This window comes from Paratractidigestivibacter faecalis (genome assembly GCF_003416765.1).
Taxonomy (GTDB): domain Bacteria; phylum Actinomycetota; class Coriobacteriia; order Coriobacteriales; family Atopobiaceae; genus Paratractidigestivibacter; species Paratractidigestivibacter faecalis.
In genome coordinates this window covers 206,800-233,185 of record NZ_QSNG01000001.1, presented here as the reverse complement: position 1 = coordinate 233,185, position 26,386 = coordinate 206,800, and the positions used below count along the sequence as shown (strand labels likewise).

Annotated in this window: 15 protein-coding genes and 3 rRNA genes; 5 read left to right on the top strand and 13 right to left on the bottom strand. The window is 64.8% G+C overall.

Going from position 1 to position 26,386, the window contains the following annotated elements; translation table 11 throughout:
* Positions 1 to 4 precede the first annotated feature (4 nt).
* The 11 genes from DXV50_RS00950 to DXV50_RS00900 all read right to left on the bottom strand — a co-directional run bounded on the left by DXV50_RS00950 (position 5) and on the right by DXV50_RS00900 (position 17,558).
* Entirely contained in the window at positions 5 to 2,686 is a 2,682-nt protein-coding gene (locus tag DXV50_RS00950) for a cation-translocating P-type ATPase (protein WP_117204368.1), read from the bottom strand.
* Between the two features lie 153 nt (positions 2,687 to 2,839).
* The gene (locus tag DXV50_RS00945; RefSeq protein ID WP_117204367.1) at positions 2,840 to 3,328 is read right to left on the bottom strand and encodes a YhcH/YjgK/YiaL family protein; all 489 of its coding nucleotides are present in this window, start codon (positions 3,326 to 3,328) and stop codon (positions 2,840 to 2,842) included.
* Positions 3,329 to 3,432: 104 nt separating this feature from the next.
* A complete protein-coding gene (pyk, locus tag DXV50_RS00940; protein ID WP_117204366.1) occupies positions 3,433 to 4,887 on the bottom strand; it encodes a pyruvate kinase in 1,455 nt (484 codons plus the stop codon).
* Between the two features lie 52 nt (positions 4,888 to 4,939).
* A complete protein-coding gene (locus tag DXV50_RS00935; RefSeq protein ID WP_117204365.1) occupies positions 4,940 to 5,941 on the bottom strand; it encodes a 2-hydroxyacid dehydrogenase in 1,002 nt (333 codons plus the stop codon).
* A 224-nt stretch (positions 5,942 to 6,165) separates the two neighbouring features.
* Positions 6,166 to 6,281 (bottom strand): 5S ribosomal RNA (gene rrf / locus DXV50_RS00930).
* A 95-nt stretch (positions 6,282 to 6,376) separates the two neighbouring features.
* Positions 6,377 to 9,320, bottom strand: a 23S ribosomal RNA gene (locus tag DXV50_RS00925).
* A gap of 279 nt (positions 9,321 to 9,599) precedes the next feature.
* A 16S ribosomal RNA gene (locus tag DXV50_RS00920) occupies positions 9,600 to 11,116 on the bottom strand.
* The 16S, 23S and 5S rRNA genes sit together here, the layout of an rRNA operon.
* A gap of 336 nt (positions 11,117 to 11,452) precedes the next feature.
* The gene (locus DXV50_RS00915) at positions 11,453 to 12,127 is read right to left on the bottom strand and encodes a hypothetical protein (RefSeq protein ID WP_117204364.1); all 675 of its coding nucleotides are present in this window, start codon (positions 12,125 to 12,127) and stop codon (positions 11,453 to 11,455) included.
* 104 nt (positions 12,128 to 12,231) lie between these two features.
* Positions 12,232 to 14,691 carry a phenylalanine--tRNA ligase subunit beta gene (gene pheT / locus DXV50_RS00910; RefSeq protein ID WP_117204363.1) on the bottom strand — a complete coding sequence of 820 codons (2,460 nt, stop codon included), beginning with the start codon at positions 14,689 to 14,691 and terminating at the stop codon, positions 12,232 to 12,234.
* Positions 14,692 to 14,734: 43 nt separating this feature from the next.
* Positions 14,735 to 15,802, bottom strand: coding sequence for a phenylalanine--tRNA ligase subunit alpha (gene pheS, locus DXV50_RS00905; protein ID WP_117204362.1), 1,068 nt, complete (start codon positions 15,800 to 15,802; stop codon positions 14,735 to 14,737).
* Positions 15,803 to 16,166: 364 nt separating this feature from the next.
* On the bottom strand, positions 16,167 to 17,558 hold the full coding sequence (locus DXV50_RS00900; protein WP_198666368.1) for a D-alanyl-D-alanine carboxypeptidase family protein: 1,392 nt from the start codon (positions 17,556 to 17,558) through the stop codon (positions 16,167 to 16,169).
* A gap of 124 nt (positions 17,559 to 17,682) precedes the next feature.
* Here DXV50_RS00900 and DXV50_RS00895 point away from each other — a divergent pair, with 124 nt between their 5' ends.
* Positions 17,683 to 18,120 carry a hypothetical protein gene (locus DXV50_RS00895; protein WP_117204360.1) on the top strand — a complete coding sequence of 146 codons (438 nt, stop codon included), beginning with the start codon at positions 17,683 to 17,685 and terminating at the stop codon, positions 18,118 to 18,120.
* A 70-nt stretch (positions 18,121 to 18,190) separates the two neighbouring features.
* Positions 18,191 to 19,159 carry a type I phosphomannose isomerase catalytic subunit gene (locus tag DXV50_RS00890; protein ID WP_117204359.1) on the top strand — a complete coding sequence of 323 codons (969 nt, stop codon included), beginning with the start codon at positions 18,191 to 18,193 and terminating at the stop codon, positions 19,157 to 19,159.
* A gap of 125 nt (positions 19,160 to 19,284) precedes the next feature.
* On the opposite strand, the gene DXV50_RS00885 is transcribed toward DXV50_RS00890, so the two are convergent.
* Positions 19,285 to 20,235: an undecaprenyl-diphosphate phosphatase gene (locus DXV50_RS00885; RefSeq protein ID WP_117204358.1), complete on the bottom strand. Its 951-nt coding sequence runs from the start codon at positions 20,233 to 20,235 to the stop codon at positions 19,285 to 19,287.
* 189 nt (positions 20,236 to 20,424) lie between these two features.
* On the opposite strand from DXV50_RS00885, the gene DXV50_RS00880 reads away from it, so the two are divergent.
* Both DXV50_RS00880 and DXV50_RS00875 read left to right on the top strand, forming a co-directional pair.
* Positions 20,425 to 20,889, top strand: coding sequence for a universal stress protein (locus DXV50_RS00880; protein ID WP_117204357.1), 465 nt, complete (start codon positions 20,425 to 20,427; stop codon positions 20,887 to 20,889).
* A gap of 196 nt (positions 20,890 to 21,085) precedes the next feature.
* Positions 21,086 to 22,168, top strand: coding sequence for a coiled-coil domain-containing protein (locus tag DXV50_RS00875; RefSeq protein ID WP_232817408.1), 1,083 nt, complete (start codon positions 21,086 to 21,088; stop codon positions 22,166 to 22,168).
* A 117-nt stretch (positions 22,169 to 22,285) separates the two neighbouring features.
* Here DXV50_RS00875 and DXV50_RS00870 read toward each other — a convergent pair whose 3' ends face one another.
* Positions 22,286 to 23,266 carry a DMT family transporter gene (locus DXV50_RS00870; protein ID WP_117204356.1) on the bottom strand — a complete coding sequence of 327 codons (981 nt, stop codon included), beginning with the start codon at positions 23,264 to 23,266 and terminating at the stop codon, positions 22,286 to 22,288.
* Between the two features lie 90 nt (positions 23,267 to 23,356).
* Between DXV50_RS00870 and DXV50_RS00865 the strand changes: the two genes are divergently transcribed.
* Positions 23,357 to 26,296, top strand: coding sequence for an insulinase family protein (locus DXV50_RS00865; RefSeq protein WP_117204355.1), 2,940 nt, complete (start codon positions 23,357 to 23,359; stop codon positions 26,294 to 26,296).
* The last annotated feature ends 90 nt before the right edge of the window (positions 26,297 to 26,386 follow it).

The following is a 26,386-nucleotide window of genomic DNA, read 5'->3' as shown; positions in this document are numbered from 1 at the left end:
CTTGCTACTGGTCCTTCTCGACCGCGCGCATGATGGCCTTGTAGGCCTCGTTGATCGGGATGATCAGGAAGGCCAGCAGAAGCGCCCACAGAACGCCGCGCAGCTCAAGGGTAACATCGCCGAAGATCATCAGGGCAAGGGCGGGTACCTGGGTCACGATGACAGTGAGGACCAGGGCCAGGGCGGAGGCGCCCCACAGCCACTTGTTCTGCCTCTTCATGGCAAAGAGGGAGGCGCGACGGCTGCGCATGTTAAAGCAGTGGAAGATCTCGACCATGTTCAGCGTGATGAACGCCATCATGACGCCCTCTTCATCGGCGGTGCCGGCGATCATATCGGCAATGTTGATGTAGCCCATGTCAAAGTAGACGCCCACAAAGAAGCTGGCCAGGACGAGCGCGGTGATGACGAGGCCCTGAACGATGCAGTCCAGGCCCATGTGACCGGCAAAGACGCCATCCTTGGCATTCCTGGGCTTGCGCTTCATGACGTCACCCTCGGCCTCCTCCATGCCCAGGGCAAGGGCCGGGAAGCAGTCGGTCACGAGGTTGACCCACAGCAGCTGCACCGGCTGGAAGATCGTGAAGCCGATGAGCGTGGCGATGAAGACGGAGAACACCTCGGCAAGGTTGGCGGAGAGAAGGAACTGGATCACCTTGCGGATGTTGTCGTAGATGCGGCGGCCCTCCTCGCAGGCGTTGATGATCGTCGCGAAGTTGTCGTCGGCAAGCACCATGTCGGCCACGTTCTTGGTGACGTCGGTGCCCGTGATGCCCATGCCCACGCCGATGTCGGCGCGCTTGATGGACGGGGCGTCGTTGACGCCGTCGCCGGTCATGGCGACGATGCGGTCCTTCTTCTTCCAGGCCTCGACGATGCGGGTCTTGTGCTCGGGCTGGACGCGCGCGTAGACGCCGTAGTCGGCGATGCGGGCGTCAAGCTCCTCGTCGCTCATCTTGTCGATCTCGACGCCGGTGATGGCCTGGGAGCGGTCGGTCACGATGCCGAGCTGCTTGGCAATGGCAACGGCGGTGTCAATGTGGTCGCCCGTGATCATGACCACGCGGATGCCGGCGTCGTGGGCCTCGGTGATGGCCGGGGCGACCTCGGGACGGACCGGGTCGATCATGCCGGAGAGGCCGCAGAAGGTGAGGTCGTGCTCGAGGGCGGCTGCGGAGCAATCGCCGGGGACCTCGTCATAGATCCTATCTGCCAGGGCGAGGACGCGCAGGGCCTCGTCGGCCATGCCCTTGTTGGCGGCAAGGATCTGGTCGCGACGCTCCTCGGTCATCGGGACGACCTTGCCGTCCTCGTAGACCTTGGTGCACAGGCCAAGAATTACGTCGGGCGCGCCCTTGGTGAACTGCACGTACTTGCCGTCGAGGGATTCGACGACGACAGACATCATCTTGCGTCCGGAGTCAAAGGGAGCCTCGCCCACGCGCGGGTGCTCGGCCACAAGGTTGGTCATCCCGGCCTTGCCGGCGTCGTTCACGAGGGCACACTCGGTGGGCTCGCCCACGGCCTCGCCCTTCTCGGCATCCCACTTTGCGTCGGAGCACAGGGCCATACCGGCAAGGAAGTGGTTCTCCTCGGAAGCAAGCTCGTGCTTGACGACGGTCATCTTGTTCTGGGTCAGCGTGCCCGTCTTGTCGGAGCAGATGATCTGCGTGCAGCCGAGGGTCTCGACGGCAGAGAGCTTGCGGATGATTGCCTGGCGCTTGGCCATCTTGGTCACGCCAAGGGAGAGCACAATGGTGACGACGGCCACCAGACCCTCGGGGATGGCGGCAACGGCCAGGGACACGGCAACCATGAAGGTGTCGAGAAGGGCCGTCGGGTCGGTGAGGACGTTGCCCACGCCGTGACGGATAATGTCGACGCCAAAGATGACGATGCAGATGACGATGACCAGGATGGTCAGGATCTTAGAGAGCTCCGCCAGCTTGACCTGGAGCGGGGTGAGCTCCTCCTTGGCCTCGGACAGGGCACCCGCGATCTTGCCCATCTCGGTGTCCATGCCCGTGCCGCAGACAACGGCGCGACCGCGGCCGTAGACCACCGTGGAGCCCATGTAGCACATGTTCTTGCGGTCTCCCAGGGGCACGTCATCGACGCCTGCCGCAAGCTCGATCGCGTCTGCGTGCTTCTCGACCGGCACGGACTCGCCGGTGAGGGCCGCCTCCTCGATCTTCATCGAGGCGCTCTCGAGAACGCGGCAGTCCGCCGGAACAGCGTCTCCGGCCTCGAGCAACACCACGTCGCCGGGAACGAGCTCCGAGCTCGGAAGGTGCACCAGCTTGCCGCCGCGCATGACCTTGGACTGGGCCGCGCTCATCTCCTGCAGGGCCGCGAGGGCCTCCTCGCTCTTGGCCTCCTGAGCCACGCCGAGCACGGAGTTGACCACGACCACGAACATGATGATGATCACGTCGGCCCAGTCGGCCTCGCCCTTGATCATCCCCGTTGCCGCGCTGATGATGGCGGCGACGATGAGCATGATGACCATGGGGTCAGCCATCTGCTGGAAGAAGCGGATCCACAGCGGGGTCTTCTCCTCTTCCTTCAGCTTGTTGGGGCCGTGCTTGGCCAGGCGCTCGGACGCCGCCGCCTCAGAGAGGCCCGACTCGCCGTCGGTCCCCTGTGCGGAAAGAACGTCGTCGGCAGATGATAGGTACTCTTTCACGTTCACTCCTCCTGGGATTGAATCGCCCGGCAGATCAGTGCCCGATCATAATTCCCCAGGAGGGGCAAGGGCTCACCAAGGTTGCCGTGCCGGGCACCTCTACAATAAGTCTCACTTTACCCTATAGGGGCCATGCTCAGACGCCAAGAAGCCCTATGCCTCGTCCCAATACTGGTCAGAGATCACCTTGAAGCAGATCTTCTTGATGGGGCCGACCTCGGCCTCGGGCATGACGATGTTGCACATGTGAGGCTCACCGGGCACGTACATCACAAAGTGGCCGTGGGCGAGGGTGCCGCCCAGAATGTCATCGTTGCCCTCGGAGGCGAGGCAGTGGCCCTTGTCGGCAGTCTCGTCGTACTCCACGGTCACGTCCGTGGCGCCCGGGGTCGTGAAGAAGCGCTCCTCGCCCTCGAGGTCAATCTGCACATCCGCATACCTGTGGTGGAACTCAAAGCGCGCGTCCTCGCGCCTCTTGGTCTTGGCCTCCATGACGTTTGCGAAGACGCGGCTTCCGTCGATCTCGGTCTTGCCCAGCGGCAGGTCCTTGGGATCGTTCTTACCAAGCCAGTCGATAAGCACATCAAGGCCCCGAGAAAGGCCGCGGTAGCGCTCGATTACGTCAAGTCCGTCGTAGATCATTTCTTCTCCTTTGGCTAGTCACCCGGGTTGGTTAGGGCCAGTCGCGCAAGAAAGGGCCGCCGGCATCAAGCCGACGGCCCTCAATGCGCTGTGGCGGGTCGTCTCTACTGGACCTGGGCGATCATAGCCAGGTTGGTGGAGGTGGTGTAGTCGCCCTGGCGCGGGGAGGTCTGCGGGTCACCGGCGGTGAGGACAACAATGTCGCCGGCATCGACGACCTTGTTCTCCTTCGCGGTGGTCAGCGCGTTGTAGAGCGTGTTGGTGAGGGAGCCCTGCTCGGTGGTGCGGTACGCGTAGACGCCCCAGTAGAAGCAGGTGCGGCGCACAGACTCGTCGGAGGGGGACATGGCGTACAGGGGTACCTTCGGGCGGAACTTGGAGACCAGGCGAGCGGAACGACCAGAGTGGGTCGGCACGATGATGCACTTGGCACCCACGCGATCGGCCATCTCAACGGCAGCAAAGCCAGTGGCGCCGTTGACGTTGCGGACGCCGCCGCGGTCGTAATAGTGCTCGTTCTCGGGGAGGTACTTCTCGGTCTCCTTGCAGATCTCGGCCATGGTGCGAACGGCGTCGATGGGATACTTGCCCGAGGCGGTCTCGCCAGAGAGCATGACGCAGTCGGTACCATCCATGACGGCGTTGGCAACGTCGTTGACCTCGGCGCGGGTCGGACGCGGGTTGCGAATCATGGAGTCGAGCATCTGCGTAGCGGTGATGACCGGCTTGTAGTGCTCGGCGCACTTCTTGATGATGGTCTTCTGGATGTGCGGGACCTTGGCGGCAGGCACCTCGACGCCCAGGTCGCCACGAGCAACCATGATGCCGTCAGAGACGTGCAGAATCTCGTCGAAGTTCTCGACACCCAGGGCGCTCTCGATCTTCGGGAAGATCTGCACGTGCGGGGCACCCATCTCGACGCAAATCTGGCGAATCTCGTCAACGGCCTTGGCGTCGCGGATGAAGGAGGCGGCAATGGCATCGATGCCGAGCTCGCAGCCAAACATGATGTCCGCGCGGTCCTGCGGGGTGACGGAGGGCAGGCCAATGTTGACGTTGGGGATGTTGACGCCCTTGCGCTCGCCAATCTCGCCGCCGTTGGTGACGACGCAGTACATGTCGTTACCCTCGACGTGGTCAACCTCAAGGCCGATCAGGCCATCGTCGATGAGGATGATGGAGCCCTTGGTGACCTCCTTGGGAAGGTTCAGGTAGTCAAGGGAGATGTGGCCGGCGTTGCCGTGGAAGTTCTCGCCAGTGGGCTGGGCAGAGATGACAAGCTCGTCGCCAGTCTTGACGGTGACCTTCTTGCCGTCCTCCAGAAGGCCGGTACGGACCTCGGGGCCCTTGGTGTCAAGAAGAATGGCAACGGGAATGCCGAGCTCCTTGGAAATGTTGCGCACCTTCTCGATCATCTGACGGTGATACTCGTGGCTGCCGTGAGAGAAGTTGAAACGAGCGACGTTCATGCCGTGAAGAATGAGCTGACGCAGCACCTCCTCGTCCTCAGTGGACGGACCCATGGTGCATACGATCTTGGTCTTCTTGGTAAATCCCATCTAGAACCTCTTTCTCGTATGGAAACGCCAATATGAATCGCTGCTAGCGATGCTAGCAGACGACGGACCTCTCGACGAAGTCGGTGCCGTTAGCAAACGCCTGCGCGTTATCAAGCGTGACGCGGGCAATCTCACCCAAGGCCTCCTTGGTGAAGAAGGCCTGGTGGCTGGTCATCACCACGTTGGGGAAGGAGCACAGGCGAGAAGTGACGGAGTCAATGATCTCACCAGCGCGGTCCTGGTAAACGTTGGGGCCCTCCTCGTCATAAACGTCCAGTCCTGCGGCGCCAATCTTGCCAGACAGGATGCCGCGGATAAGGGCCTGGGTGTCAACGAGACCGCCACGACCGGTGTTCACAAAGATGACGCCGTCCTTCATCTTGGCAATGGAGTCATCGTTGATCATGTGGCGGCTCTCCTCATTAAGGAAAGCATGGAGAGAAATGAGGTCGCTTCGACGATACAGCTCATCATAGTCAACGTACTCGTCGACGACGCCCTCCTCGACAAGCTGCATGTTGGGGTAAAGGTCGCTGCCGAGGACCTTCATGCCAAAGCCCTTGCAGATTCGGCAGAGCGCGGCGCCAATTCGGCCAGTGCCAATGATGCCGGCGGTCTTGCCATAAAGCGTCTCGCCGACAAGACCCTCGAGGTTGAAGTCATTGTCACGGACGCGGTTATAGCCCTTGTGGATACGGCGGTTGGCGCAGAGCGCAAGGCCCATGGCGTGCTCGGCAATAGCCTGCGGAGAATAGGCAGGAACACGAGTGACCTTCATGCCAAGGTCCTTGGCAACGGGAACGTTGACGGCATCAAAGCCAGCGCAGCGCATGAGAACGAGCTTGACGCCAAAGCCCGCCAGAATCTCGAGGGTCATGGCGCCCGCATCGGCATTGACGAACGCGCAGACGGCATCATAGCCACGGGCAAGGGCGGCTGTCATAGGAGTGAGATTGGTCTCGATAAAATCAATCTTGATGTTGGGATAGCTCTTGAGCTCCCTGTTGAAGGAATCCTTGTCGTAGCTTGCGGTTCCGTAGAAGAGAATCTTCATTTCAAAAGTCCTTTCGGATACCAAGGTGCAGACCTCACACCACCTGCTCTACGTTTGAACAGTATAAAGCAGCCGAACGGTAGAAATGAGCCGACAAACGGCACTTACATCATGGTATTGATTTCATAAAGGAGAGAGGCAAAGTAAAACAACACGCGTACATACGCAGAGAGGCCCCCTCCGCTCTCGCGGAGGGGGCCTCCCCTGGCAAAATGCCCCTTGGTGGCCGGCGGCGTCCTGCTCTCCCACGGACTTACTCCGCAGTACCATCGGCGCTCGGGGGCTTAACTTCCGGGTTCGGGATGGGTCCGGGTGTGCCTCCCCTGCCATGGCCGCCGGCCGCCAAGGGGCGTTCTGCGATTTACGGGCGGGCCGCGTGGCCGTGCCCTCAGGGCCGCACAGCGTGACCGGGATCGAAGCCTCTCCAGAAGGTCGCGAAGGAAGAGCTCGGCCGATTAGTACCGCTCGGCTCCGCCCCTCGCGGGGCTTCCACCTGCGGCCTATCAACCTCGTGGTCTACGAGGGGCCTTACCGAAGGGAGAACTCATCTCTGGACCGGCTTCCCGCTTAGATGCTTTCAGCGGTTATCCGAACCGGACTCAGCTACCGGGCGGTGCCGTTGGTCGACAACCCGTGCACCGGAGGTCCGTCCACCCCGGTCCTCTCGTACTAGGGGCAGCCTCCATCAGTTCTCCTGCGCCCACGGAGGATAGGGACCGAACTGTCTCACGACGTTCTGAACCCAGCTCGCGTACCGCTTTGAATGGCGAACAGCCATACCCTTGGGACCTGCTCCAGCCCCAGGATGCGATGAGCCGACATCGAGGTGCCAAACCTTCCCGTCGATGTGGACTCTTGGGGAAGATCAGCCTGTTATCCCCGGAGTACCTTTTATCCGTTGAGCGACGGCCATACCACTCTGAGCCGCCGGATCACTAGAACCTGGTTTCCCACCTGCTCGACCTGTCCGTCTCGCAGTCAAGCCTGCTTGCGCTCTTGCACTCTCAAGGACGGTTGCCGACCGTCCCGAGCAGACCTTACGTGCGCCTCCGTTACCTTTTAGGAGGCGACCGCCCCAGTCAAACTACCCACCTGGCACGGTCCCTGCGCCGGATAACGGCCGCAGGTTAGGATGCCAAGGCGCCGAGGGTGGTATTCCAAGGGCGACTCCCCCGGGACTGGCGTCCCGGGTTCGAAGTCTCCCACCTATCCTCTACACGGCGCCCCGGCAGCCAATGCCAAGCTGCAGTAAAGGTTCACGGGGTCTTTCCGTCCTTCCGCGGGTAAGTCGCATCTTCACGACTAGTGCAATTTCACCGGGCCTATGGTCGAGACAGCGTCCAAATCGTTACGCCTTTCGTGCAGGTCGGAACTTACCCGACAAGGAATTTCGCTACCTTAGGACCGTTATAGTTACGGCCGCCGTTTACCGGGGCTTGGATTCGCCGCTTCGCTTGCGCTGACGGCTCCTCGTGACCTTCCGGCACCGGGCAGGCGTCAGACCCTATACGTCGTCTTACGACTTCAGCAGAGTCCTGTGTTTTTGGTAAACAGTCGCTTGGACCTTTTCGCTGCGGCCGGACCGGGCTCGGGGAGCGTGTCCCCCCACCCAGGCCGGCGCCCCTTCTCCCGAGGTTACGGGGCGATTTTGCCGAGTTCCTTGACCATAGTTCTCCCGATCGCCTTGGTATTCTCTACCCACCCACCTGTGTCGGTTTGCGGTACGGGCCCCGTCGGGCTCCCTAGGGGTTTTTCTCGGCAGCATGGGCTCACTGGCTTCGCCACAAGGCTTCGTCCGGCGCCTCAGGCTCACGTGGCTCCCGCGTTTCACTGGGAGCCGCCCTACGCGCCATCGCGGGGACGTCCAGAACCCCGTCCAGCTACCCTCCTGCGTCGCCCCATCGGTTATAGCGCCCTTCCGGGGGTGCGGGAATGTCGGCCCGCTGTGCATCGGCTACGCCTTCCGGCCTCGCCTTAGCCCCCGACTGACCCTGGGAGGATTAGCCTCGCCCAGGAAACCTTGGGTTTACGGCGGCGGGGTTTTCCACCCCGCTCTCGTTACTCATGCCAGCATTCTCACTCCCGGGCGCTCCACCGGGGGTCGTCCCCCGGCTTCCCCGCGCACGGGAAGCTCCCCTACCACCGGAACGCATGGTTCCGGTCCGCCGCTTCGGCGCGATGCTTAGCCCCGTGTATTGTCGGCGCATGTCCACTCGACCAGTGAGCTATTACGCACTCTTTGAATGGGTGGCTGCTTCTAAGCCAACATCCTGGTTGTCTGGGCGGACGCACATCCTTTGCCACTCAACATCGACTTGGGGGCCTTAGCGGGCGGTCTGGGCTGTTTCCCTTTCGAACACACAGCTTAGCCCACATGTTCTGACTCCCGGGCTGTGGACCATGGGTATTCGGAGTTTGGTCTGCGTTGGTAGGCGGTGAGGCCCCCGCGGCAGTCCAGTGCTCTACCCCCCATGGTAAACGCCCGAGGCTAGCCCTAAAGCTATTTCGGGGAGAACGAGATATCTCCGGGTTTGATAGGCCTTTCACTCCTATCCACGGGTCATCCCCCCAGTTTTCAACCTAGGTGGGTTCGGCCCTCCACGGGGTCTTACCCCCGCTTCAGCCTGCCCATGGATAGCTCACCCGGCTTCGCGTCTGCGGCGCGCGACTTAGCGCCCTGTTCGGACTCGCTGTCGCTACGGCTCGCTTCGTGGCTTGGCCTCGCCACGCGCCGCAACTCGCTGGCTCATTCTACAAAAGGCACGCCGTCACACCGCCCGAAGGCGATGCTCCGACTGCTTGTGGGCAGGCGGTTTCAGGTGCTGTTTCACTCCCCTCCCGGGGTGCTTTTCACCTTTCCCTCGCGGTACTAGTGCGCTATCGGTCACAGGAGAGTATTTAGGCTTGGAGGGTGGACCCCCCTGCTTCCCACCGGGTTTCACGTGTCCGGCGGTACTCGGGCACCGTCAGGCGGGCGTCGCGCTTCGCGTACGGGGCTCTAACCCCCTTCGGCCCGGCTTCCCATCCGGTTCCGCTCGCGCGTCGCTTTGTAACCGCACTGTAGACGGCCCCACGACCCCGGCCCGGCTTTCGCTCGGGCCGGTTTGGCCTCTTCCCCGTTCGCTCGCCACTACTGGGGGAATCTCGATTGATTTCTCTTCCTCCGGGTACTTAGATGTTTCAGTTCCCCGGGTTGCCCCCCTCCCCCCTATGTGTTCGGGGGGAGGGCGACGCGCCTCGACGGCGCGCCGGGTTTTCCCATTCGGAGACCCGCGGGTCAAAGGGCGTGTGCCCCTCACCGCGGATTATCGCAGCTTGCCGCGTCCTTCGTCGGCTTCCTGTGCCAAGGCATCCGCCGCCTGCCCTTACCATCTTCCTTCTATCTCAGACGGTATGGTTAAACGACTCATACGGCCCCACTTGGTGGGGCCTTGGGTGTCATATTGCATGAGATGCGATCTTCTAGAAGAAAATCTTCGTTGGTCACGCTATGCAGCTCTCAAGGTACGGCCAGGGCGAGCCCCGGGGACCGGACACCGCGCGGGCGCAGGCCCGCGAGCAACCAGGGGACGGAAGGGACCCGAGGCATGGCGCCTCGGCCTGACGGGACGGCCCGTCGTCATAATCGATTCTCTAGATGAGACTTGTCTCTCCCTAGAAAGGAGGTGATCCAGCCGCACCTTCCGGTACGGCTACCTTGTTACGACTTCACCCCCCTTACCAGCCACACCTTCGGCACCTCCCCCCCTTGCGGGTTGGGCCGGCGACTTCGGGTGCAGGCGACTCGGGTGGTGTGACGGGCGGTGTGTACAAGGCCCGGGAACGCATTCACCGCGGCGTGCTGATCCGCGATTACTAGCAACTCCGACTTCGCGGGGGCGGGTTGCAGCCCCCGGTCCGAACTGGGGCCGGCTTTGGGGATTCGCTCCGCCTTGCGGCGTGGCAGCCCGTTGTGCCGGCCATTGTAGCACGTGTGCGGCCCAGCGCATAAGGGGCATGATGACTTGACGTCGTCCCCACCCTCCTCCGGCTTGACGCCGGCGGTCTCGCGCGGGTGCCCGGCCGAACCGCTGGCAACACGCGACGGGGGTTGCGCTCGTTGCGGGACTTAACCCAACATCTCACGACACGAGCTGACGACAGCCATGCACCACCTGTTATGGCTCCTCTCGGCCACCGGGTCTCCCCGGCTTCACCATAATGTCAAGCGCTGGTAAGGTTCTTCGCGTTGCTTCGAATTAAGCCACATGCTCCGCTGCTTGTGCGGGCCCCCGTCAATTCCTTTGAGTTTTAGCCTTGCGGCCGTACTCCCCAGGCGGGACGCTTAATGCGTTGGCTGCGGCACGGAGGGCATCTCCCCCCACACCTAGCGTCCATCGTTTACGGCTGGGACTACCAGGGTATCTAATCCTGTTCGCTCCCCCAGCTTTCGCTCCTCAGCGTCAGTCGAGGCCCAGAAGGCCGCCTTCGCCACCGGTGTTCTTCCAGATATCTGCGCATTCCACCGCTACACCTGGAATTCCGCCTTCCCCTACCCGACTCAAGCCCGCCGGTATCCGGGGCGTGCGGGGGTTGAGCCCCCGGATTTGACCCCGGACCTAGCGGGCAGCCTACGAGCGCTTTACGCCCAATGAATCCGGATAACGCTCGCCCCCTACGTATTACCGCGGCTGCTGGCACGTAGTTAGCCGGGGCTTCTTCTGCAGGTACCGTCACCTTTCGGCCTCGTCCCTGCTGAAAGCGGTTTACGACCCGAAGGCCTTCGTCCCGCACGCGGCGTCGCTGCGTCAGGGTTGCCCCCATTGCGCAAGATTCCCCACTGCTGCCTCCCGTAGGAGTCTGGGCCGTGTCTCAGTCCCAATCTGGCTGGTCGGTCTCTCAACCCAGCTACCCATAATCGCCTTGGTGGGCCGTTGCCCCGCCAACTAGCTAACAGGCCGCGGGCCCATCCCCCGCCGCATACGCTCTCCCGCCTCCCCCATGCGGGGGTGGCGGAGTACCCGGTATTACCCACGGTTTCCCGAGGCTGTCCCGGTGCGGGGGGCAGGTTGCCCACGTGTTACTCAGCCGTTCGCCACTCTATTCGCGCCCCGAAGGGCGCCTTAACCGTTCGACTTGCATGTGTTAGGCGCGCCGCCAGCGTTCATCCTGAGCCAGGATCGAACTCTCCGTTCAAATGTGGCAGGCCGTGAGGCCTGACAAGATTCTTCGCTTCGAGCCGTCCCGGCCGGTGAGCGCCATGTCGTTTAACTCGGATCCCTTGGGACAAGGAACTCGACGGGAGTGATATGACACTCCACTCATGTATCAAGAACCTGTCCTATAGTCTGTCCTGGTTGTCGGCCCTCTCGGGCCGCGGTATCCGGTTTTCAAGGTTCGCCGCGCTCGCGCCGGGCTCTGTGCCCCGCCGCCGCGCGAGGAGTTAATATACGCTGCCTCCCGCCGGGCCGGGGCGGGAATCGGCGGGTTCACGGTTCCTACACAATTGGTCAATCTGCGGAGCCTTGTCCTCTATCTGGAAGCCAGCTCCCTCAGGCCCCTCACCATGATCTGGTCAGCCTCGTTTCTCGCCGTGTCAAAGAAGTCGGCGGTCAGCAGTTGATAATCGGGGGTTCCGTCCACGTGCTCGAGCCTGTTCTTCTCCACTATGGATGCGGCTACGGAGGATGCTGCTCGGACGTCCTTCTCGACGACGCTGTATTGGGGGAAGGAGCGGCACTGGCCGAGGACCTCGTTTGTGACCGCCGGGACCATCTCAATAGTGAGGGTCCTGCCAAAGAGGGCGAAGTCGGCCTGTTTCTTGATGCGGGCCTCCTCCCCTGGGGCAACGCCGAGCTCCTTGAGGTAGGCGCGGGTGTGGGCATTGTAGACGTGGTCGCACACCAGGTGGCACCAGGCGCCACGGACCACATCAGTTACGCAATGCGCACCGTAGTCCTCGGGACGCTCGACGTAAAATTCCCAGAACTCCTGGTAGCGCGGGAGGGGAATGTGGTCCCTCATGGTGAGGTGGGTGAGCTTGTAGTCAATGCGCCAGGTTGCGTCCGAGACCATGTAGCCCACATAGACGTCGGGCAGAAGGTTGCCCATGAGGAATGCGTCCTTGCCGTCTATTCCCAGCTCCGAGGCACCATGCTCACGCAGGAGCCTCTCTACGTGGGCGGTATGGATGTTCCAGCTCGGCATGGGCGCTTCCCTTCTCTATATGTATGACGTCAATTGTGGCCTAAGAGAAAACGGCCGGGCAGCTTGCGCCCGACCGTTCTCAGAAACGTTATTCGCCGTCAGATCTAGCTGCGGACCTCGCCGCCCGTGGCGCGCAGGACCTTGTTGACTAGCTTCTCGTGCGCCTTCTCGACCTCCTCGGAGGTGAGGGTGCGGTCAGCGGCGCGGTAGGTGAGGGAGAAGGCCATGGACTTCTTGCCCTTGCCCACGCGGACCGGGTCGCGGTAGACGTCGAAGAGGCGGACGTCGGCCAGGAGCTTGCCGCCGGCGCTGCCGATGCGCTGGACGAGCTGCTCGTAGGAGACGGACTCGTCGACGACGATGGCCAGGTCATGCGTCACGCCGGGCAGCGTGGGGACGTCGACGTAGGGAAGCTCGCGCACGGCAAGGCGCAGCAGGGCCTCAACGGAGAGCTCGAAGGCGACGACCGGCACGTCAACGCCGACCTTCTGGAGGCTGGCGGGGTGGATGTTGCCCACCCAACCCAGGACCTCGCCCTGGGAGAGGACCTCGGCGGCACGACCGGGCTGCAGCCACGGATACCTCTGGGCATCGGCGACCTTGAAGCGGACCTTGGTGAGGCGCAGGGCAGAGAGCAGCTGCTCAACGGCGCCCTTGGCGTCAAAGAAGTCGTAGTCGGGGAACTTGGAGTTCCAGGCGTCGTCGGCGCGCTTGCCGGCAAGGACGCCGCACACGTAGGTGGGCTCGTCGGGCTGGGACTTGGACTCGTGGCCAAAGAAGACGCGGCCGATCTCGTACAGCGCGACGTTGGGCACGCCGTGGTCGAGGTTGTAGGCGACGGAGCGCACGAGACCCGGGAGCATGGAGCGGCGCATCTCGGACTGGTCGGCGACGAGCGGGTTGATGATCTTCACCGGGATGCCGCGACCCTCCTCGGTGATGCCAAGGCTCACGAGGTCGTTAGGGTCGGCGAAGCAGTAGGTGCTGGTCTCGGAGAGGCCGCAGGCGCGCAGGGTCTGGCCGATGAGGCGAATGCGCTTCTGCTCCACGGTCAGGCCGCCGGCGTGGTTCCTTGCGGCGGGAAGCGTGGGTTCGATGTCGCCCTCGCCCCACAGGCGGCAGACCTCCTCGATGAGGTCGACCTCGCGGGTAAGGTCGGGGCGGTTGGTGGGGGCGGTCACCGTGAGGTGCTCGTCATCAACGCGCTCGATGCTGCAGCCCAGGCGAGAAAGGCGGGCGACCATGAACTCGTCGGGGATCTGGGCGCCGCAGAGCATGCGGGCGCGGGCGGGGCGGAAGTCGATGACGGGGGCGGGAACGACCACCGGATAGACGTCCACGATGCCGGGGCACACCTCGGCACCGCAGCACTCCTCAAAGAGGGCAGCCGCGATCTCGGCGACGTTTGCGCAGTTGGCGCCATCGACCTGGCGCTCGTAGCGGATGGAGGCCTCGCTCATGAGGTCGAGGTTGCGGCTCGTGCGGGAGACGTGGCCGGAGGAGAACGTGGCGCTCTCGAGAAGGACGTCCACGGTGTTCTCGTCGATCTCGGAGTTCATGCCGCCCATGACGCCAGCAAGGGCGACCGGGGTCTTGCCGTCGTCGGTGATGACGGCCATGTCCGGCGTGAGGGTGCGCTCGACGCCATCGAGGGTCTCGAGCTTCTCGCCATCTGCGGCGGCGCGGACGACGATGTGGCGGCAACCGTCGCGCTCGGTGAGCTTACCCAGGTCAAAGGCGTGCAGCGGCTGGCCGGTGAGGAACATGACGTAGTTGGTCACGTCGACGACGTTGTTGATGGGGCGACTGCCGGCGGCCACGACGCGGCGGGCCAGCCACTCGGGAGACGGGCCGATCTTGACGTTGCGGACCACGCGGGCGGTGTAGCGCTGGCAGAGCTCGGGGTCGTCGATGGTGACGTCGACGAGGTCGTGGGCGTCGGGGCCCTGCTCGCTCTTGACGGAGGGCAGCTCGATGTGGGTGTCCTCGTCGTACATGGCGGCAACCTCGACGGCCATGCCGGTCATGGACAGACAGTCCGGGCGGTTGGGCGTGATCTCGCAGTCGATGACGGTGTCGGACATGCCAAGGTAGTCGGTGTAGTCCATGCCGACGGGAGCGTCCTTGGGCAGGATGATGATGCCGTCGTGGTCGTCTCCCAGGCCGAGCTCGCGGGCGGAGCAGTTCATGCCGCAGGACTCGACGCCGCGCAGCTTGCTCTTCTTAATCTTGAAGTCACCGGGCAGGACCGCGCCGATCATGGCCGTGACGATGTGGTCGCCCTCCTCGAAGTTCTGTGCGCCGCAGACGATCTGCAGCGGGACGGGGTTTCCGTCGGCGTCGACGTTGCGGTCGCCGACGGAGACCTGGCAGAGCCACATGTGGTCGGAGTCGGGGTGGGGCTTCTTGCTGACGACCTGGGCGGTCACGACGTTGGTGAGGTCGGCGCCGACCTTCTCGACGGCTTCGACCTCGGTGCCGGTGCGGACGAACTCGGCGACGAGGTCGGAGGGGTCCTCCGGCACATCGACCATGCTCTTGAGCCACTCGTATGAAATGCGCATTGGAACAGCCTTTCTGTTGCGCGGGAATCTCTGGGGGTGCGGGCTAGAACTGCTTGAGGAAGCGCATGTCGCCGGTCATGAGCATGCGCAGGTCAGGCAGGTCGTAGCGCAGGGCGGCGACGCGCTCGACGCCGATGCCGAAGGCAAAGCCCGTGTACTTCTCGGGGTCGATGCCGCAGTTGCGGAAGACGTTGGGGTCCACCATGCCACAGCCCAGGATCTCGAGCCAGCCGGTGTTCTTGCAGAAGCGGCAGCCCTTGCCGTGGCAGACGCCGCAGGAGACGTCGACCTCGCAGGAGGGCTCGGTGAACGGGAAGAAGTGCGGGCGGTAGCGGGTGGCGCGGTCCTTGCCAAAGATCTCGCGCGTGAAGTAGTCAAGGGTGCCCTTGAGGTCGCCGAAGGTGATGCCCTCATCGACGACGAGGCCCTCCACCTGCGTGAACTGCGGCAGGTGGTTGGCGTCGGCCGTGTCGGGACGAAAGACCGTGCCCGGGCAGATCATGTAGATCGGCGGCTCCTTGGCCTCCATGACGTGGGCCTGGACGCCGGAGGTCTGGGTGCGCAGGAGCACGTCGGACTCGCCCTGGACGTGGGCCTCCTTGCCCTCGGGCTGGTTGTCGACCACGTAGAAGGTGTCCTTGGCCGAGCGGCTGGGGTGGTCCTCAGGGGCGTTCAGCGCGGTGAAGTTGTAGTAGGTGGTCTCCACGTAGGGGCCGTCCTCGACGGTGTAGCCCAGGCCGCAGAAGATGTCCTCAATCTCCTCGCGAATCTGGGAGATGAGGTGCTGGGTGCCCAGCGAGAGCGTGCGACCCGGAAGGGTCACGTCGGCGGCGTCAGCCTCCATGCGCTTTGCCATGAGGGCGCGGCCGAGCTCCTCCTTGCGGCTCTTGATGGCCATGTCCACGTTGGCGCGGACGGTGTTGGCCAGGGCGCCCATGGCGGGACGCTCCTCGGGCGGGACCTTGCCCATGGTGTGCATGATGGCGGTCAGGCTGCCCTTGCGGCCCAGGACGCCAACGCGCAGGGCCTCCAGGGCGTCCATGTTCTCGGCCTTGGCAAGGCCCTCCTGGACTTGAGCCTCAATTGCCTTGAGGTCGTCGGACATCGACATTGCGTGCTCCCCTTTCCAAACAAAAATCCGTCCTCGGGCATTCTCTGCCCAAGGACGGATGAGTTCCGCGGTACCACCTTGGTTGACGAGCGCGTTTTCTCTCGCGCGCGTCCTCTCTTGAGCCCCGTTCCGTGGGGCGGACGGCTTCCCTACTGGGTGGCGAGAAGCGCGCCTGCGCCCACCGTCACCGTTAAGGTTGCGGCTGGTGGAGTGAACTCTGGACGTCAGCCTTGGAGGGACCTCTCAGCCGGTGAGCCCCATCTCTTGTCCGCTGGCGACGCGACGACCAAACCTCTCCGTCATTGCCTAGTGGGACATGGTAGCACAGCCGACGCGCTCCGGAAAACCCGGAAAGCGGACCAGGCTAGCGCTTCTTGCGGGGCGTGGCATAATGGGCGCCGACTCGGCGGCCCGCCGCCTGCGCGCGGCGACGGTCGTGCTCGCGGCGCAGGTCGCGCTGGCGGCGACGGCTCCCACGGGAGGCGAGAAGGCCGACGAGCACGAAGAGCGCCACCAGGGCAACGACGACGATGACCATGTGGATGGGGTCAGAGAGCCAGTCCATCACAAAGGCGGGGATGGAGAGACGCATGCCAAAGGCGGCGACGGCGCCGATGGCGCCGAGCTCGCGGCCCTGGTAGGAGACTGTGGCCGTGCCCAGGGGCTCCCCCGCCTCCACAGGCGCGGTGAGCGGGCCCTGCCACGAGAAGGCGACGTCGAGGTCGTCCTCCGTCGTTCCCGCCGGCAGGGTGGCCGTGATGGCGTCCGCCGCGGAAACGTTGAGCTTCTCGCCGTCCTTGGAGAGGCGGACGGCGGAGGTGCCCAGGACGTCGCCGGCGTTGACGATGGAGGTGGTCTGCCAGGCGGAAAGGCCCCAGCTCAGGAGGTCGTGCATATTGGAGATGGCCGCGGCGGAGCCCTCCGACTCAGGCGCGTCCATGACCACACCCACCACGTCCAGGCCGTCCTTGGAGGCACCTGCGGCAAGGCAGCGGCCGGCGTCCCCGGTGTAGCCCGTCTTTCCGCAGGTCACGGCATCCATGTAGAGGTCGCTCTCGGGATTGACGAGAAGGTCGGTGTTCTTGAGGGTGCGCGCCGGGTTCATGCTGGTCTCCGGCAGGTCCCAGGTGGCGGAGCCGGAGATGCGCACGAAGTCGGCGCTCTTCTCGGCCTCGGAGAGGATGAGGGCCATGTCGTGGGCGGTGGTGTAGTGGTCGTCGTCGTGCAGGCCACAGGGGTTGACGAAGTGCGTGCCCGTACAGCCAAGCTCCGCCGCGCGGGAGTTCATCATGTCAACGAAGGCCTGGTAGTCACCGGCGACGTGGCGAGCCAGCACGTAGGCGCTCTCGTTGCCCGACGGCAGGAGCAGGCAGGCGAGGAGGTTCTCCACCGTGAGGGTCTCCCCGGCGCGAAGGCCGGCGTTTGAGCTGTCGGCGGTGATCATGTCGAGGTCGGCCTGCTCGACCGTGACCTCGTCGGCCAGGCTGGCGTGCTCGAGAACCAGGAGCGCCGTCATGATCTTGGTCATAGACGCCGGGTAGTGACGCTCGTCGGCGTTCTTGTCCAGAAGGACGTAGCCGGTCGTACGGTCAAAGAGGAAGGCCGCCTGAGCGGAGAGCTCGGGCTGCTGGTCAGCAGTATAGGACACGGTCTCGTCCGCCAGGGCGGGTGTCGCGGGAAGCGCCGGCGCCGCCACGAGAAGCGCCGCAAGCAGCGCTGCGACGGTAGTTATCAGACGTTTGTTGCGGAACCTCATATATGTGACCTTCCGGATTGCCTGCATCGGGAAAGGCTAGTCTAGACCATTGCGAGTCTGCTAGGCATACGCCTTAGAATATGGCTGCTACCACCAAGAAAACTGATTGCGATGGGAGCCAAAAGTGGGTGGTTCTACGTCTATCCCCAAACGCATCTCTTGCACGCACCTTCTTGAGAGGGCGTCCCGGCTCCTTGTCCTAACTCCGCTGGACGTCAACGCATTCTCCTCGGCCCATTGGGCGTACGTCCGCCAAAGCGCTGCCGAGGCGGTAACCAATAGATGCCTTGGTATTGCCGCCGAAAGCTGCTCGTTCCTATCTTTCTCGCTTTCTCCGGCACACCAGTCGCCGTCCCTTGTCACCGATAACGATGAACAGCCCTACCTCATCATTGAAGAAGGGACCTGCTACGTTGACACAAATGTCTATTGGCTCCAGTTATGGCTAACGGTCGAGCGCGGAGTTGATCAATACGAGGACGGCAGTTTCGACCCTGACGGACTTCTCGCCTGGCAGACAGCCAGGAGGTTGCTGGACGACCTAAAGGTGGACAACCTCTAGTCGCCTGCCCGCGCTATGCTTGTGACGGCTCTTGTCGGCACAGAGTAGAACCGAAGAGAAGGAGCATGGCATGGCAGCTAATCACGAGCTCATTTTCCTCAAGCCCATCTTCCACGAGAAGATCTGGGGCGGCCGCAAGCTTGACGCGGACTGGGGGTACAGCATCCCGGACGGCCCCATCGGCGAGTGCTGGGCAATCTCTGCCCACCCGCACGGAGACTGCCAGATAGACGGCGGCAGCTTTGACGGGATGCGTCTCTCCGAGCTGTGGCAGAGCCACCGCGAGATGTTTGGCGCCGTCCCCACCGCCGAGGGCGCCAATGCGCAGTTCCCCCTGCTGGTGAAGATTATCGACGCCAAGGGCGACCTCTCCGTGCAGGTCCACCCCGACGACGCCTATGCCGCCGAGCACGAGAACGGCTCCCTGGGCAAGAAGGAGTGCTGGTACATCCTTGACTGCGAGCCGGGCGCGACCATCGTCGTGGGCCAGCGCGCGCATGACCGCGCCGAGTTTGCCCAGATGGTCGAGGAGGGCCGCTGGGACGACCTGCTGAACGTACTGCCCATCCACAAGGGCGACTTCTTCCAGATTGACCCGGGCACCATCCACGCCATCAAGGCGGGCACGACCATCCTGGAGACCCAGCAGTCCAGCGACGTGACCTACCGTGTCTACGACTACGACCGCGTGCAGGCGGACGGCACCAAGCGCCCGCTCCACCTGCAGCAGAGCCTCGACTGCGTTGACTTCGACCTGCCCGAGATCACGTCCGGCGAGGTGACCACCCCGGTCATCGGCGGCATCCAGCACCTGGAGGACTGCGACCGTTACATGGTGGACCTCGTGACCGTTGACGGCGAGAAGACCTTCTCGGCAATTCCGACGTTCCGCTGCGTGAGCGTCATCGAGGGCGAGGGCACCATCGGCGGGCGGGCGGTCCGTCGCGGCACGCACCTCATCATCCCGGCCGCCTACGGCGACGCCACCTGCGAGGGCAAGATGAGGCTCATCGTGTCCCGCGTGCCGACAAGCCTGTAGACCGGCTCCGATTAACGTACATTTAGACGAGAAGGGCCCCCGAATCAGGCGGATTCGGGGGCCCAAGTCATCTTTATGTACACTGCCAGGCCAGGCGAGAAGCGCCCGGGCTCCCGGCACGTCCGCTAGAGCAGCGCGGTGATGCCAAACCAGGCAATGACCAGCACGCCCAGGACGATGCGGTACCAGCCGAAGGGCTTGAAGTCGTGCTTGCGGACGAAGCCCATGAGGAAGCGGATGCAGACCAGGGAGACCACGAAGGCCACCGCGCAGCCCACCAGCAGGATGGCGAGCTCCATGGGGGCAAAGACGTTGCCCTTGAGGAAGTACTTGACCAGGCGCAGGCCAGAGGCGCCCACCATGACCGGGATGGCCAGGTAGAAGGTGAACTCGGCGACCACGGTGCGCGAGCAGCCCAGGATGAGGCCGCCGATGATGGTGGAGCCGGAGCGGGAGGTGCCGGGAACGATGGAGAGCACCTGGAAGAGACCGATGCCGATGGCGGTCTTCCAGTCAAGCTCGTCAAGGCTCTGAATGGGGGCCTCGGCGTCGGCCAGCTCGGAGCGGGTGGCGGGGGCGGCGGACTCGGCCGTGGCGAAGTGCTTGGGGCGCCCGACCGTGGGGTGGTTGCCCGCGCCGGGCAGCGCCGCCGCGGCCTTGGCCTCGCGGCGGTTCTCGATCACGATGAAGGCGATGCCGTAGACGATGAGGGCGGCCGCGATGACGAAGGGGCTGCCCAGGTGCTCCTCCATCCAGTTGTCGATGGGGATGCCGATGACGGCGGCGGGGATGCACGCCACGATGGTCTTGCCCCAGAGCGTCCAGGTGTTGCGGCGCTGGTAGGGAGCCTTGGAGGGCGAGAACGGGTTCAGCTGGTGGAAGAAGATGACGCACACGGCCAGGATGGCGCCGAGCTGGATGACCACGAGGAACATGTCCCAGAAGTCAGCGGAGACGTTCATGGTCAAGAACTGGTTGAGCAGCAGCATGTGACCGGTGGAGGAGATGGGCAGCCACTCGGTGATGCCCTCCACCACGCCGAAGACGGCAGCCTTGATGAGTTCGATGAAGTCCAAACGCGTTCCTTTCCCTGTTTGCACAGACGGCTTTACTTTGACGCATGTCGCACGGCCGGGAGAAAACCTTACAGCACTGACAGCGAAAAACCACGCTGGCGGAAACGCTCGGCGGAGTGGGCCCCACCGCCCGCGAACTTGGGTACAACGGACATACCAGCAAGAACGCGACGGCGAGAGGAGCTCACCATGGCAGACAACGCGTCCGCTTCCTATCAGGACCTCGGGTATGACCGTATCTTCGTCTCGCTTGACGGGTCGGAGGAGCAGGCGAAGGTGCTCGACCGCGCCATAACGATCGCGGCCTGCGACAACGCCGAGCTCTACATTGGCCACGTCATCGACTCCACCGCGCTCGAGGCCGCCGGGACCTACCCGGTGGATCTCATTCCCGCTTTGGAGAAGGAGTTCAGGGACTCGATAGCCGGGCAGGTGGCTAAGGCCGAGGCCGAGCCGCAGATCAAGAAGGTCGAGGTCGTGGTACGCGCCGGCCGCATCCGCGAGACCCTCAAGGACGACATGCTCGACGTCATCAAGCCCGACCTGGTGGTCTGCGGGGCCCGCGGCCTCTCGTCCATCAAGTACGCCATCCTGGGCTCCATCTCCACCTTCCTCACGCGCAACACCGAGTGCGACACGCTCATCGTCAAGTAGGCACCGGGCGAGACGGCCCCACGACTGCGCCCCCCACAGACGGCTCCCTTGCGGCGGCAGGCGGCAGGTACCCCCTGCTACCTGCCGCCGCACTCGTGAAAACCAAGTGAACGGGCCGCTCAGGCGGTAAAGTAGCGGGGTTAGACGTTTGTGAAGCCCGGCAAATCCGGGAGGGCGAGCACGGAGGTACTGTTCTTTGACGCTCACCAAAACAGCTCGCGGCGCCCGTCTTCGCGGCCTGGCTGCAGCCAGCGCCCTGACAGCCTGTGCGCTTGCGACGCTCGCGACGCCAAGGACGGTTCTTGCCGCGTCAATCGACCAGATCCAGCAGCAGATCCAGGAGACCTCGACCGCCTACGACGAGGCTAACGCCCGCGTGGAGAGCGTCCAGGCCCAGATTGACGCCAACGAGCAGCGCATTGCCCAGATCGAGGAGATTCTCCCCGGCAAGCGCGCCGCTGCGGCGGACTCGATCAGGCTGCTGTACAAGATGCAGCAGGGAACGGGCGGCCTTCTTGACCTGCTGCTGTCCTCCGAGGACTTCAACTCCCTGATTGCGACCATCCAGTACCTGGACGTCATCCAGTCCCACAACTACGACGCCGTGAGCGAGCTAGCCTCGCTTGACGCCGAGCTCCAGCAGACGCGCTCGGACCTGGCCACCCAGCAGGCAGCCGCCGAGTCCGACCGACAGGCGGCCTCCGACGCCCTGGCCGCGGCCAAGGCCGCCCGCGCAGAGCTGGAGCAGCAGATGGCGGAGCAGGCGGCCGCCGAGGAGGCGGAGCGCCAGGCGGCCATCCAGAAGGCCCAGGCAGACGCCGCCTCCGGCGACAGCACCTTCACCACCGGCTCCGGCGAGCAGGCACCCGTCGAGGTTCCCGCGCAGCCCGACCCAGACCCCGTTGACTGGCAGTCCCAGAAGGACACCTTCGTGGCCGGCTGGGCCGCCCGCATCGACGCCTACCTCGCCGGCTCTCCCCTCGCGGGACAGGGCACGACGTTTGCCGAGGCCGCCTGGGACTACGGCGTGGACCCGCGCTTCTCGCCGGCGATCAGCGCCGTGGAGTCTTCCAAGGGCCTCTACTGCTTCAGGTCCCACAACGCCTGGGGCTGGGGAAGCTCGAGCTGGAACACGTGGGAGGATGCCATCTGGGACCACGTGGCGGGCCTTGCCTCCGGCTACGGCGGACACCTCACCTACGCCGCCGCCCAGAAGTACTGCCCGCCCAACGCGGCGCGCTGGTACTCCTCGGTCCTGGCAAACATGGAGCGCATCTAGCGGGCCGGCCCGCGGCACATACGCGCAACGAGCAGGCGGCGCCTCACCGGTTGGTGGGGCTCCGCCCTTTTGGTTGGTGGCGTCGGATTGGGGCGGGCTTCTTGCCCGGGACCGCGGCTAGGCCGTGAGGTAGACCATGGCCAAGATCATGGCAAAGCCCACGAGATCGGCCGGCGAGAAGGTCGTGCCAAGCATGAGAACCGTCGTGATGGTGGCCGTGATGGGCTCGATGGTGCCGAGAAGGCTCGCGCGCATGGAGCCGGCATCGTGAACGCCCTGCAGGTAGAGGGCATAGGAGCCAAAGGTGCCTCCCAGGATGCAGAAGGCCAGAAGCGCAAGGGCGAGGCCGTCGAGGGCGGGCATGTGCTCCCAGGGGCGATAGACCAACGTCAGGATGACGCCCGAGGCCAGAAACGCCAGGCCGTTGACGACGAAGTTGCCCCACTTGGCCATGGGCTTTGCCGGCAGGATGGAGAGGCAGGCCGAGGACACGGCGCAGACCAGGCCCCAGACCAGGCCGCCCAGGGGCAGCGCGAGCTCGGCGGGATTTCCGCCCGTGGCCACCAGAAACGTTCCCACAAGGGCCAGGGCTATGCCGAGCACTTCTCGCCTGCGGGGGCGCCGACGCATGGTGAGGCAGACGTAGGTCAGAACCAGAAGCATGCCCAGGCTCTGCATGATGGTGGCCGTGGCGGAGCTGGTCCAGTTGATGGCCTGCAGGTACGCCACCTGCGAGAAGAGCACGGCGCCCAGGGCCACGGCAAGGATCCCGCGCATGCCGCGCGCGTCGTGCGTCACGGCACGCAGCTTGGAGCGGCCGTCGGCGCTTGCCGCGGCCGCGGCCAGGAAGAGCCAGCAGGCGGTGAGCTCGCGAACGCAGACCAGCCAGAGGGGCTCCATGCCGTAGGCGTCCATCAGGAACTTCGAAACGGTGCCGTTGAGGCCCCAGAGGGCGCCGCCCAGAAGCGTGCAGACTATGCCGCGGCGGATGCGCGCACGGTCACGAGCGGCCTTCTCGGCCGTGCCAGCCTCCTGCCCGGCAGGCAGGGGCGTCCCTTTTACCTGGGAAACATCAACGTCCCCGTTAACAGTTGCCATGGTCCTCCCTGGTTCACGCGAGCTGCTAGCGTAGCACCAGCGGGTTAGGGGTATGCTGCTCTTCGTCAAACTGCGAACCGAGGAGCACACATGCACCAGACAACCTTTGACGCACCCGACGCCGCGCTTGCGGTGGGGACGCGCCACGCAGGCTTCACCGTCACCCACGTCGAGGCCGTGCCCGAGATCTCCGGCCAGGCCTACGTCCTGCGCCACGACGCCTCCGGCGCCAGGGCGCTGTGGCTTGCCTGCGCGGACGTCAACAAGTCCTTTGCCATCAGCTTCAAGACCCCGCCGGCAGACGACACGGGCGTCTTCCACATCCTGGAGCACTCGGTGCTGTGCGGCTCTGACGCCTACCCGGTGAAGGAGCCCTTCGTCAACCTGCTCAAGACGTCCATGCAGACCTTCTTGAACGCGCTGACCTTCCCAGACAAGACCATGTACCCGGTGGCCTCCACCAACACGGCGGACCTCGAGAACCTCATGAGCGTCTACCTGGACGCGGTCCTGCACCCCGCCATCTACCGGCGCCCGCGCATCTTCGAGCAGGAGGGCTGGCACCTGGAGGTCGAGGGAGAGGGCGCGGACGCGCGCCTCTCCTACAACGGCGTGGTCTTCAACGAGATGAAGGGCGCGCTCTCCGACCCCGACGACGTGCTCTACCAGGCGCTCTCCAGGCAGCTCTTCCCCGACACCGCATACCGCTTTGAGTCCGGCGGAAACCCGCGCGCCATCCCCACGCTCACCTACGAGGGGTTCCTGCAGACCCACGCGCGCCACTACGCGCTCCCCAACAGCTACACCGTGCTCTACGGCGACATGGACATAGACCGCGAGCTGGCCTTCATTGACGAGCGCTTCCGCAACGCGGCCGAGCGCGACGCGGGCGAGCCCAACCCGCTCACGCTCCAGGCCCCCGTCTCTCCTGCGCCCGCCCGCGTGGAGATGGCGACGGCGGCAGGCAACGCGTCCGTCGGCGTGAGCTACGTCATTGGCGGCGCCGCCGACCGCACGCGCGTGCTCGCCGCCGACGTGCTGCTGGACGCCCTCTGCGGCTCCAACGAGGCCCCGCTCAAGCGACGCGTCATGGACGCCGGCCTTGCCGACGACTTCCAGGCCATGCTGCTGGACGGCATGCTGCAGCCCCAGGCCATGTTCCAGCTCAAGGGCACCAGGGAGGGCGCGGCCGAGAAGTTCCGTGCCCTTCTCGAGGAGACCTGCGCCGAGCTTGCCGAGAAGGGCATCCCGCGCGACAAGCTCTCCGCGGCGCTGGCCCAGGCGGAGTTCAACCTGCGCGAGGGCGACTGGGGCGGCTACCCCGACGGCGTGGCCCTCTCCATGTGCGTCATGTCCAGCTGGCTCTACGACGACGAGCGCCCGCTCGACTACGTCCACTACGAGGACGCCCTCGCCACGCTCAAGGACGGCCTGGACAAGGGCCTCTTCGAGCAGGTCCTGCGCGAGCTGGTGTGCCAGAACCCGCACGCGGCCGAGGTCGACCTCGTGCCCGTCGAGGGGGGCGACGCCGCCGAGGAGGCGGCCGAGCTCGAGGCGTGCCGCGCCACCATGGGCGACGGGGAGCTCGCCGGCATAGCCGCCGAGGTGGAGGCCCTGCGCGCCGAGCAGGAGGCCCCGGACTCGCCGGAGGCGCTGGCCACGCTGCCCCAGCTCACCGTGGCGGACGTCGAGGACCCCGCGCCCGAGCCTGAGCCCCGAGACGTGGACGCACCTCTCCCCTGCATTGCGCACGAGCTGGACACCCACGGGATCGACTACGTCTACCACTACTTTGACCTGCGTCGCTGCCGCGTGGAGGAGCTCCCGTACGTGGGCGTGCTCTCCGACCTGCTGGGCAAGCTCGACACGCACCGCCACAACGCCTCCGACCTCGACACCCTCATCGAGCAGAACCTGGGCGGCCTCGACGTCTTCCTCGAGACCTACACCCACGAGGGGGACCTCTCCTATGCGGCGCCCACGCTCGTGGTCGGCGCCTGCGCGCTCAGCGAGAAGGCCGAGCGCCTGGCCGACATCCCGCGCGAGGTCTGGGGAGAGACCCTCTTTGCCGACGGCGCCCGCATCCGCGACATCCTGACGCAGCGCAAGGTGGGCATGGAGCAGTACTTCACCGGCAGCGGGCACGCGGCCTCCGTGGCACGGGCCGGCTCGTACTTCTCGCGCGCGAGCAAGGCGAGCAGCCTCATGGGCGGCCTCGACTACTTCCTCTTCCTGAAGGAGCTCCTGGGCAACTGGGAGGCTCGCAAGCAGGGGCTCTGCGACATCCTGGGCAACCTGGCCGCGCGCATCTTCACCGCCGACGAGGTCACGGTGAGCTTCATCGGCAGCGCCGAGGACCGCGAGCGCTTCTGGGCCGCCGGTGGCGACCTGGGCCTTCTCCATGCCGGGACGGGCGTGGCCGCGCACGCCCTGGAACTGCCCGAGCCCGTCCCCGTCAACGAGGGCTTTGTCATTCCCTCCAACGTGAGCTACGTCGCGCGCGCCTTCGCGCCGTCCGACGCCGACCCTGGCGAGCGCGGCGTCTGGGCCGTGGCAACGCGGGCCCTCACCTATGACTACCTGTGGAACGAGGTGCGCGTGAAGGGCGGCGCCTACGGGACCGGCTTCAAGCACACCGGCGAGAACCTCCGCGAGTTCTGGTCCTTCCGCGACCCGCACGTCGACGAGACGCTGGCGTGCTACGACGCCGCGGCGGCATGGCTTTCCGAGTGGAAGCCCACCGCTGAGGAGTTCGACGGCTACGTGGTGTCCACCGTGGCCGCCCACGACGCCCCGGTGAAGCCGCGCGCACTGGCGCGTCGCCAGGACGTCGCCCGCTTTGGCGGCCAGAAGCCCGGCTGGCGAGAAGAGATCCGCCGCCAGGAGCTTGGGTGCACCGCCGAGCAGGTGCGCGGCCTTGCCGAGGCGCTGGCCGACCAGACCCCGTCCGGCGTCTGCGTCTTTGGCGGCCGCGAGGCCCTCGAGGCGGCCGGCGTGAACCTCAAGCTCTGCGAGCTCGTGGGAGAGTAGGGCTCCCGGCGGCCCAAACGCGATTTGGGTTCGCCGCTCACGGGCAGCTGCTCTAGCGCTTTCAAGAACCCGCAGGTCAAAAGCCTGCAG